This window comes from Halochromatium glycolicum (genome assembly GCF_016584085.1).
Lineage (GTDB): Bacteria > Pseudomonadota > Gammaproteobacteria > Chromatiales > Chromatiaceae > Lamprobacter > Lamprobacter glycolicus.
In genome coordinates, this window is sequence record NZ_NRSJ01000077.1 from 1 (window position 1) to 9,937 (window position 9,937).

The 9,937-nt window shown below is 62.0% G+C and carries 6 protein-coding genes; all 6 read left to right on the plus strand.

The annotated features are described in order from the left end of the window. Positions 1 to 259 precede the first annotated feature (259 nt). Positions 260 to 478, plus strand: a complete 219-nt coding sequence (locus CKO40_RS22845; protein WP_200348762.1) for a hypothetical protein — start codon at positions 260 to 262, stop codon at positions 476 to 478. A gap of 38 nt (positions 479 to 516) precedes the next feature. Further along, on the plus strand, positions 517 to 1,962 hold the full coding sequence (locus CKO40_RS22850; RefSeq protein WP_200348763.1) for a hypothetical protein: 1,446 nt from the start codon (positions 517 to 519) through the stop codon (positions 1,960 to 1,962). A 315-nt stretch (positions 1,963 to 2,277) separates the two neighbouring features. Beyond that, a complete protein-coding gene (locus CKO40_RS22855) occupies positions 2,278 to 5,493 on the plus strand; it encodes a DUF6531 domain-containing protein (protein WP_200348764.1) in 3,216 nt (1,071 codons plus the stop codon). Positions 5,494 to 5,553: 60 nt separating this feature from the next. Beyond that, a complete protein-coding gene (locus CKO40_RS22860) occupies positions 5,554 to 8,028 on the plus strand; it encodes an RHS repeat protein (protein ID WP_200348765.1) in 2,475 nt (824 codons plus the stop codon). 307 nt (positions 8,029 to 8,335) lie between these two features. Then, the gene (locus tag CKO40_RS22865) at positions 8,336 to 8,701 is read left to right on the plus strand and encodes a hypothetical protein (RefSeq protein ID WP_200348766.1); all 366 of its coding nucleotides are present in this window, start codon (positions 8,336 to 8,338) and stop codon (positions 8,699 to 8,701) included. A gap of 677 nt (positions 8,702 to 9,378) precedes the next feature. Continuing rightward, positions 9,379 to 9,741, plus strand: a complete 363-nt coding sequence (locus tag CKO40_RS22870) for a hypothetical protein (protein ID WP_207173818.1) — start codon at positions 9,379 to 9,381, stop codon at positions 9,739 to 9,741. Positions 9,742 to 9,937: the final 196 nt, after the last annotated feature.

The window sequence follows — 9,937 nt, forward strand, 5'->3', positions numbered from 1 at the left end:
CGCGCAGCAGTCCCGCGACGCTGAGGTGCTGGCGTGAGAACGGACCACTCATCAATACCTGCCTCGCAGCTTGAGAAGGTCGTGGCAGTATACTGATTCGGCTTCAAAAGTTTACGAAAGATTTTTTTCGGCTCAAAGCCAACTTATTGTTTCTAAAGCAGATATTTTTGCGGCGGGAATTGCTGCCCAAGCCGCTTACGCAGACGGCACCCTTGTCCAGTACAGCTACGACCCGGCCGGAAACCGGACGCAAAAGGTGGTGACCTCTGCGGTTGACCCAGACTCCGACAACGACGGTCTGCCTGACGCCAGCGATCCGGACGACGACAACGACGGCATTGCCGACTGGGCCGATCCGGACCCGCTGGACGCGGCGGTTGGGGTCTCGCCGCTGTGGCCGGCGCCGAGCAGCGCGCAAGGCAACCACAACTGGCGCTTCATCGACGCCCCACTGGCTACCTGGAGGCCGTCGTCCTAGCCGGCCCGCCGACCTATCACGGCCCTGATCCTGGCGTCGTGCGCCTGCGCGCAGTGAGCGACATCGGCTTCGAGATCCGATTCCAGGAATGGGACTACCGCCAGCGCGACTTCGCTGACAACTACCACGCCGTCGAAGACATCCCCTACCTCGTCCTGCAGCCTGGGCACCATCTCCTTTCTGACGGCTCCGAATGGGAAGTTGGCCGCTTCACCCTCAACGGCACCGGCAACTGGACCGGCATCCTGTTCGACACCCCATTCGCCGCCGTGCCACACCTCTTCCTCACCATCCAGACCGCCAACGGCAACCAAGCCGTCGCCGTGCGGGCCAAGAACCTCAGCACCGACGGCTTCGACGCCGCCCTATTCGAAGAAGAAGCCCTGATGGACGGCCATCTCCTCGAGCGCATCGGCTACCTCGCCATCGACAGCCTCAACGGCGGCGGGCTGCTTGACCTTGACGGCCAACCGCTGCCCTACCTGCTGCAGCGCCTGAGCGCCGACGAACGCTGGAGCCCTGCGCTCAGCCACCGGCTCAAGGTCGAAGAAGAACGCTCCCAAGACAACGAGATCGGCCACACCGACGAGACCCTGCACCTGCTCGCCCTCGGCGACCAGATCCTCGCCCAACAAGTCAGCCACAACGGCGCCGACACCAGCGCCCTGCGCCGACTCGCCCCGACCCAAGACGCCCCGATGGAATGGGGCCTGATTCGCGGCATCGACCACCACTGGCAGACCCTCCCGTTCGCCAACACCTACACCGACCCGGTGCTGATTGCCAAGCCCGCCAGCCACCGCGACAGCGACCCCGGCGTCATCCGCCTCACCGAGCTTAGCCCCACCCACGCCCAGCTGCGCTTTCAAGAATGGGACTACCTCGACGGCACGCATGGATCAGCCGAAGACCTCTTCTACCTGATCGCCGAGGCCGGTGCATACAGCCTGGCCGGCCTCAACGTCGAGGCTGACTGGCTCACCAGCAACAAGCTTGGGCGTGCCGGGCAATGGGAACGCCTGGACTTCAACACCCTGTTCCTCGCCGACCCCGCCGTGTTCGCCAGCGTCATGACCGACCATGGTGCCGACGCCGTCACCACCCGCATCCGCCACCTTGACCTCACCGGCTTCGAGCTCGCCATGGACGAGCAAGAATCCAAGGCCAACGGCCACACCAACGAACGGCTCGGCTGGATCGCCCTCGACAGCGGCAGCGTCACCACCAGCGACGGGCGCCGAGTGCAGGTGTTCTTCGACCAGCTCGACCACCTACTGAGCCCGCTGCCCTATCCCCTGCCCAGCAGCCACCGCCACCCCAGCGTGCTCGCCGACATCATCACCACCGACGGCGCCGACCCGATCACCCTGCGCTACGCCAACCCCGACGCCACCCAGATCGAGCTCCAGCTCAGCGAAGAACGCTCCCAGGACACCGAAACCAACCACGTGCCCGAGGAGATCGGCATCTTCGTCGGTGAGTAGGGCGCGGACCGCCTCACGCAACGACTCGCCCAACGGGATAATCGGACAGCCGGATACCGCTGCACCCGAGGTAGCTGGCCATCGCCTAGGCGTGGCAGATGTCCGGCAGGGTGCTGGGGACTACGATCCGGTCGAAGCGCGACAGCACGCAGTCAATCTCTTCCCAATGTTGCTCGAGAAGGGATTCATCGTTATGACTCCGTTGCTGGGATGCTTCTCCAGAAAGTTAGTCGGTTGGCCCTGTTTGGTTCCAGCTACGTCGGGTTAGGATATTGCGGCAAGCTCATGGCGACTGCGAACGAGGGATCAAGTGCCATGCTCGACACAGAGCGCACGCGCCGCATCGGGTATCTTTTTCAACTTCCTTGGCTAGCCTTGACGCTGTTGTGCGGCTTGGCTTGCGTGCAAACCGCGGATGTCTTGGCGGCAGAGGATCTACTGCCGGCCAACGGCAATATCCAGGCTGAGGCGGTGACGCCTGGTGACGCCTTGGAGATGCTTGCTGCGCGCGCCCCATCGGCGCGAGCGAGTCTCCCCGGGCTCGCGGTCACGCAGGCCAACGTCTCCGACGCCGCGTCCGAGGCCGCCCCGGAAATCGCCGAGATGGCCCGCGCGCTGCGTTATAACGTAGACTTGATCTACGCCTTCGTCCACGACCAGGTTGCCTTCGAGCCGCTATTCGGGGCGCGCAAAGGGGCGCTCGGCACCCTGTTGGACAAATGCGGCAATGCCTTCGACCAGGCGCAGCTGATGGTTGCGTTGCTGCGCGAATCCGGCTACACCGCCAGCTACGTTCAGGGCACCCTGCGGCTGGACGCCCAGCAGGCCATGGATTGGCTCGGTCTCGAGGACTACTTCGCTATCGGGAATCTGCTTCCATCGGGTGGTATCCCGATGGAGAACTACTACAGCACCCGTGTGGATGTCCATCACGTCTGGGTCAAGGTCGAGATCGCCGGACAATCCTACGTCTTCGACCCAAGCTTCACGAATGGCACGCGCGCGGCGCGCATGGATCTGGCGGCCGCCATGGGCTATGACGCCGCGAGCTTTCTCGCCGCCGCGCGCAGTGGCAGCGCCGAGGGCACGCATTTCATCCAGGATCTCAACCGGGCAAACGTCCGAGCACGGCTCAGCGACTATGCCTCGAGTCTGATCGAGCAGATCCGCAACACCACGCCTGCGGCTACTCTCGAGGAGGTCATCGGGGGGCGCGCTGTCGAGCCGGCGGTCTCCGACCTGCGCCAGAGCACCCACCCACTGGGTCAGTCGATCCTCGCGGAATGGTCGGGCGACATCCCCGCGCAGTACCAGACCACCTTGCGCATTCAGCTGCCGGGCATCGACCAGACGCTCAACAGCAGCGACATCTACGGCCGACGTCTGACACTCTTCTATAACGCCAGCAACCAGCCCGAGCTGCGCCTCGATGGCGCGCTGATGGACACCGGCAGCGCGGTGGCCCCTGGCTCGCGCCAGTCGATCAGCTTCACGATCGACCATCCCTATGCCGCCGGGGGTGGCGCCTACGGCGATCAGTCCGGCAGTCAGAGCATCGTCGCCGGCGGCGCCTATGTCATCTCCAACGGTTGGGGCAACATGGGCAAGGGGATGGTCGACCGTCACCGCCAGCGGCTTAGAGAATACCGCCATGCCGGTCTCGACGAACGCTCCGAGGCCGTCCTGGGCGAGAGCCTGGCCCTAATCTCCTACAACTGGATCGCCCAAAACAGCCTGGCCTCGGAGCTGTCCGATCGCATCGCCCAAGGCGAGACCTTGCGTCATCACTGGGTCGGCATCGCCGGCGAGAGCAGTGCGCCCTATGTGGACTTGCCCTTCAATCTCTCCAGTACGGTGAGCCTCGCGAATGAGGCCGAGACGCCCAATGCCCTGTTCTTCAGCGCGTCCGGAGTTGGCAGCGCGCTCGAGCACGGCGTCATCGAGCAGACCCAGCCGATCGGGGCCGTGTCGACGGTCAAGCTGCTCGACCAGGCCAATGACCTCTCTTACAAGATCTTCGATGTGACGGCCGCCAGCTTCGGGTCCGTGCAGTCCCAACTCCAGGGCTACAGCGCGAGCGAGCTGAGCTACGTCGAATCCTACCTGAATGCCGGCTACCGGGTGCTGCTGCCGAGCGATGGCGATCTGGGCGAGGCGCAGTGGCAAGGCATCGGCTTTCTCGCCGTTAGCCCGGGCGACGATCGGATCGCACATATCATCGGGGGTGGCCTGAAGGGCGGCTTCGGCGCCGAGTCCGCGCAAACGGATAGCGACGCAACGGCTGCTGCCGGAGACTCGGGGAGCGACGCGGACAACCATGTCCAAAGCGACGACCCGATCGATCTGGTGACCGGAGACTTTCTCTACGCCAGCGACGACATCGGGGTCGGTAGCGGCGGTCTGCCCGTCGGCCTGGGCCTGCAGCGGCGCTACAACGCAGCCAACCGCTTCGAGGATCGCGGACTCGGCTGGGGTTGGACCCACAGCTTCGACATCGTGGCGACACCGGGCAGCGACGGCTACCAAGGGCTCGGCGCGGATTCGCCCGTGGATGCCGCCGCGGCCATCGTGGCGGCCTATGTCTCCTTGGATCTACTCAAGGCGGCAAAATCCACCGATCGACTGCTCGTCGCTGCCCTGGTCGAGAAATGGCTGATGGACCAGCTCACCGACAACGTGGTCAATGTCAGTCAGCCCGGCAGCAGCCAACAGTTCGTGAAGCTGCCCGACGGGAGCTATCACGCCTCGCCCGGACAATCCGTCGAGCTCTTCCAGGACGCCGATCAGACCTACCGCATGCGCACCCGCCGGGGCGTGGAAATGCGCTTTGACGCCGCGGGCCGTCTCGCCACCTGGGAGGACCCTAACGGCAACCGCCTTGCGCTGCAGTATGGCGCCGACGGACTGTCTTCCGTGACCAACGACTTCGGGCGCTCACTGACCTTTGGCTATGTCGATGGTCGTCTCGAGCGGATCACCGACGACACTGGCCGCCAGGTGAGCTACGCCTATGACGCTGCCGGCAACCTGCGAGGCTATACCGACCCGGGCGGAAAGCAGACGCGCTTCGTCTATGACCCAGGAACACCAGGACTCTTGACCCAAGTCTTCGGTCCACGCCGCCCCTCGGAGGCACAAGTCACCAACACCTACGACCGCCTTGGTCGGGTCATGACCCAGCGCGACGCCGCGGGCAATCTCTACCAGTACTTCATCGCCGGCCATCGCAGCGAGGAAGTCGACCCGCTCGGCGGGACGCGGGTCTGGGAGTTCAACGCCCAAGGCCGGACGCTGCTCGAGATCGACCCTCTGGGCCTGACCCTGCTCAAGCGCTACGACGGTGAGCAGCGCCTCATCGAGGCGACCCTGCCGGAGGGCGGGCGCATCAGCTACGACTACGATGTCTGGCACAACCCGGTGCGCGTCACCGCCCATCCTAAGCCTGGCTCGCCCCTGTCGCCGCTGGTGCGCACCTTCACCTACGACGCCGAGTACGACCTCCCGCTTACCGCGACGGATCCCAAGGGCTAACAGACCCGCTATACCTACTATCCGGATTCGCCCAATCTGCAGCGCCTCGAAGAGCCGCTGGTGGACGGGCAGCGCCCGACGACCACCTTCACCTACACCGCACAGGGGCAGCTCGCGACCCTGACCGATGCCGAGGGCACGGTCACGCGCTATGAGTACGACACGGCCTCGGGTGACCTGACGCACGTGATCGAGGACTCGGGCGGTCTGGCGCTCACGACGCGCTATGGCTACGATGCGGTCGGCAACCGCACTCAGGTCACCGATCCCCGGGGCCACCAAACGATCTACGAGTACGACGCCAATCGCCGTCTCGAGCAGAGTCAAGCACCCGCGCCCTTCAATCACATCACGCGCTACGCCTACCACGACGACGGCCTGCTCGAGCGCGTGGAGCGCGAGACCGGCGATCCGTTGAATCCTTGGCAGACCACCCGCTTCACCTACACCGCCAGCGGCCAGCGCGAAACCGTCACCGATGCCGAGGGCAACGTCACGACGCTGGACTACGACGCCTTCGACCGGCTATCCCAGGTCCGCGACCCCGAACAACGGGTGAGCGAGTACCACTACGACGCCAAGGGCCGTCTGCTGGAGGTCGTGGAGGGCGTGGGAACGCTGGAGGAGACGCTCACCGAGCAGCACGGCTACACCGACGACGGACTGCCGGCCTCGGCCACCGACGGGCGCGGTCACACCACCCGCTACACCTACGATGGCCTCGACCGACTCGCGCGCACCACCTACCCGGACGGCAGCGACGAACAGTTCAGTTACGACGACAACAGTAATCTCACCCAGTATCGCACCCGCGCCGGCGTGCTCATCGACCGCGCCTACGACGCCTTGGACCGGGTCAGGCTCAAGCAGGTCCCCGGCGAGACCGACGTCACCTATGCCTACGACCGGGTCGGTCGCACCACACGGATCGGCGATGGCCATGGCGACTTCACCTATGCCTACGACACTGCGGGCCGCCTGGAGCACGTGCGCGATCCGAGCGCCCGCGTGGTGCGGTATGACTACGACGCCTCGGGCAACCGCACGCGCCTGACGTATCCCGACGGCGCGGCCGTCGACTACGACTATGATGCCTTGGATCGCGTCGAGCGCATCCGCGAGAACGCCACGGTGCTGGCCGACTACAGCCACGACCCGCTGTCGCGCCGCACCCGGCTCGAGTATGCCAACGGCACCCACACCGACTATCGCTACGAGCCCGACAGCGATCTGGCCGAGATCGCGCATCAGTTCAACACCAGCACGCTGAGCCTGCAGTACGGCTACAACCGCGCGAGCCAGCGCACCAGTGCCCAGATCGGCGACGAGCGCTTCCTCTGGCGTCCGGTCGTGGACCAGACCCTCGCCTACACGGCCAACGTCCTCAACCAATACACCAGCGTCGATGGTATCGAGCAGAGCTATGACGCCAACGGCAACCTGACCGGTGACGGCACCCGTGTGTACAGCTACGACGCCCAGAACCGCCTGACCGCGGTGGCCACACCCACGCGCGCGATCCGCTATGACTACGACCCCATGGGGCGGCGCGCGCAGAAGGCCGTGGACGGGATCGAGACCGACTACCTCTACGACGGCGCGCAGGTCCTTGCCGAGTACGATGAAAACGGTCAGCGATTGCGCCGCTTCATCTACGGTCCCGGCATCGACCAGCCGGTGGTGATGGAGCGCGGTGAGGCGCGCTACTACTACCACTTCGATGCTCAGGGCTCAGTGATCGCGCTGAGCGACGCCCAGGGGGCGGTGGCTGAGCATTACGCCTATGGCCCCTTCGGCGAGAGCCGCGACACCAGTGCGCTCGGCAATCCCTACCGCTACACCGGGCGTCGGCTCGAGGCCGAGGCCGGACTCTACGATTACCGGCTGCGCGTCTACAGCCCCACGCTCGGACGCTTCCTGCAGCCGGACCCCATCGGCTACGGGGATGGCATGAATCTCTATGCCTATGTTGGGAACGATCCGCTTAATCTGGTGGATCCCTGGGGGCTGGCTGGCATCGATAGTGGGTTTTGGAGCCTTGACTCGCTGCAGAGTACATTGGATTTGGTTGGCTTTGTCCCAGGGATTGGCGAGCCGGCTGATCTACTCAATGCGGCGATCTACCTTGGGCGAGGTGATACACTCAGCGCGGCGTTGTCTGGTGCCGCCATCGTTCCTGTGCTTGGGATAGGGGCAACTGCTGGTAAGTTAACGGTAAAGGGTGCAAAGGCGGCTGACTCCGCTAAACTCAGCACAAAGAGTGCGCGAGAAGCGGGCGACAATGTCATCCATGTGACACAAGATGGTGTTGCCCTCCCTCCAGGAACGAAACATAAGATTCCCGATAACTATGTAGAGAACCCTCATCGATCCGGTAGCTATGGCGAAATAGTTAACGGCAAATACAAGGAGAAACTGCGGATTGATCCGCCGACGCAACCAGGCAAAAAAGGCCCGAATTATTCCCACTACCACAAGAACGGCAAAGGAACGCATTACAGTCCCAGGTCGGGCGATTCCGATCCGGGGTTTTAGGTAATGGAAACAGAATTGGCAGTGATGACAAGTTCGGTCCAAGCCTCCAGCCCTTTTAAGGTTCCGCAGCGTGTTCAAAAAAATTGCTCTGATATTCAGTAGCCTAGACTGTCCATGGGGCATGATTATCGTTTGCTCGGCTCGCGCAAACTCCGTAACTTACTGAGTTCAAATGTTGTATTTCTGCACCTTAAAAGGGCTGGTCCAAGCCTCCTAAAGCGCAGCGGCGCCAAAATGGGAACCTGATATTATTCGTTGCGTTAGCGTTGTTTAGACACATTTGATGCTCGGTTTGTGGAGTGAGATTATGATCAAGGCCACAGAATTTTCTAAGTTAAATTGGCACGATGCAGAGTTGCTAGATATCAAAATAGATCGACGAAATCCGGGAGAACGCGATCAGGTCATAATCAATGTTCGCTGGCCAACTGATGAACAAAGCGAACTTGTTTTCAGTGATTGCTATGAGCTTGAAGCAAAGATGAATTTTGGTGTTATTGCACCTGAAAGCATCCTGGATGCTTCTTTGATAGATGATTCCCAGGGACTAGATGAAGTCAGAATGAAATGGGCCCACACAGGCGTTGATCTTGGTGACCTTAAGTGCTTTGAAATAAGAACAAACTCTACAAATAGCTTGTTGCGCATTTACGCACTTAGCTATTCATTCTGATGAGATTGTGAAGCCGGCTTCTTCTTCAAAAATCGGAGTCAAGCATGGATTCTAATCAATAATCTGGATGAAAAAAGATGGGTTCCGCTTGATTGTATTCCTGAAACGCTTTATCTGGGGGCTCTTTACGATGACTATGAAGGTTTTCGGTTGTTGCTGAAGGGTCAAGGCGATAAACAGAGGATGTTGAGGATTGCATTTGATCCACCTCTGTCATATAGGAATACAGATGAAGGCGATTTGCTGAAAACGACGAATGCTGATTTAGGCGGGTGGTCACTTTATACTGTAACTGATTACAACTACCTAATGTGGTTTCATGATGAAAGTTGCGGCGCTCATGATCCAGAGAGTGTTTTACATTACGCCATACTCCAAACGAAAGTCTGAAAGTCGGGGTCAGGTCTTGAAAGTCGGGGTCATGAAAGTCGGGTAGAGTAGAGAGCAGGCAGCCCGCGACCTTAGACTTGGCCTATCTGTTGCTGCCCCTTTCGTCTGGCGGTGCCTCACTAGCCGAATCATAGCCACAGGATACCAGCCCTCCCTCATCAAACCGTGCATACGGTTCTCCCGTACACGGCTTTCCGATGTGCTTCACCGAACGTCCGTGTAACTTTCTGACGAAATTGCAATTTTTCTTGCCTCGGTCACAACTCGCAACACCTTTGTCGGACGGCTTGCTCGACGCCGCCCTGTTCGAAGAAGAAGCCCTGATGGACGGCCATGCCCTCGAACGCATCGGCTACCTCGCCATCGACAGCCTCTATGGCAGCGTCACCACCATCGACGGGCGCCGAGTGCAGGTGTTCTTCGACCAGCTCGACCACCTACTGAGCCCGCGGCCCTATCCCCTGCCCAGCAGCCACCGCCACCCCAGCGTGCTCGCCGACATCATCACCACCGACGGCGCCGACCCGGTCACCCTGCGCTACGCCAACCCCGACGCCACCCAGATCGAGCTCCAGCTCAGCGAAGAGCAGTCCAAGGACACCGAGACCAACCACGTGCCCGAGGAGATTGGTGTCTTCGTCGGCGAGTAGGGCGCCAACCGCGCGCCGCGCGGCCGTGCGGCGCGCGCTCAAGCGACGCGACCGCGCCGCTTTGCCGAGTGCAATGCTGGGTTGCAAACCCAACGGGCCTGTGGTGTGCTCGGTCACAACCACGCGAAGGCCAGCGCCGCCGTGATGCCGAGCCCGACCCTCCCGGCCTCACCTCGGCCCCGCCCCGGCCTCACCC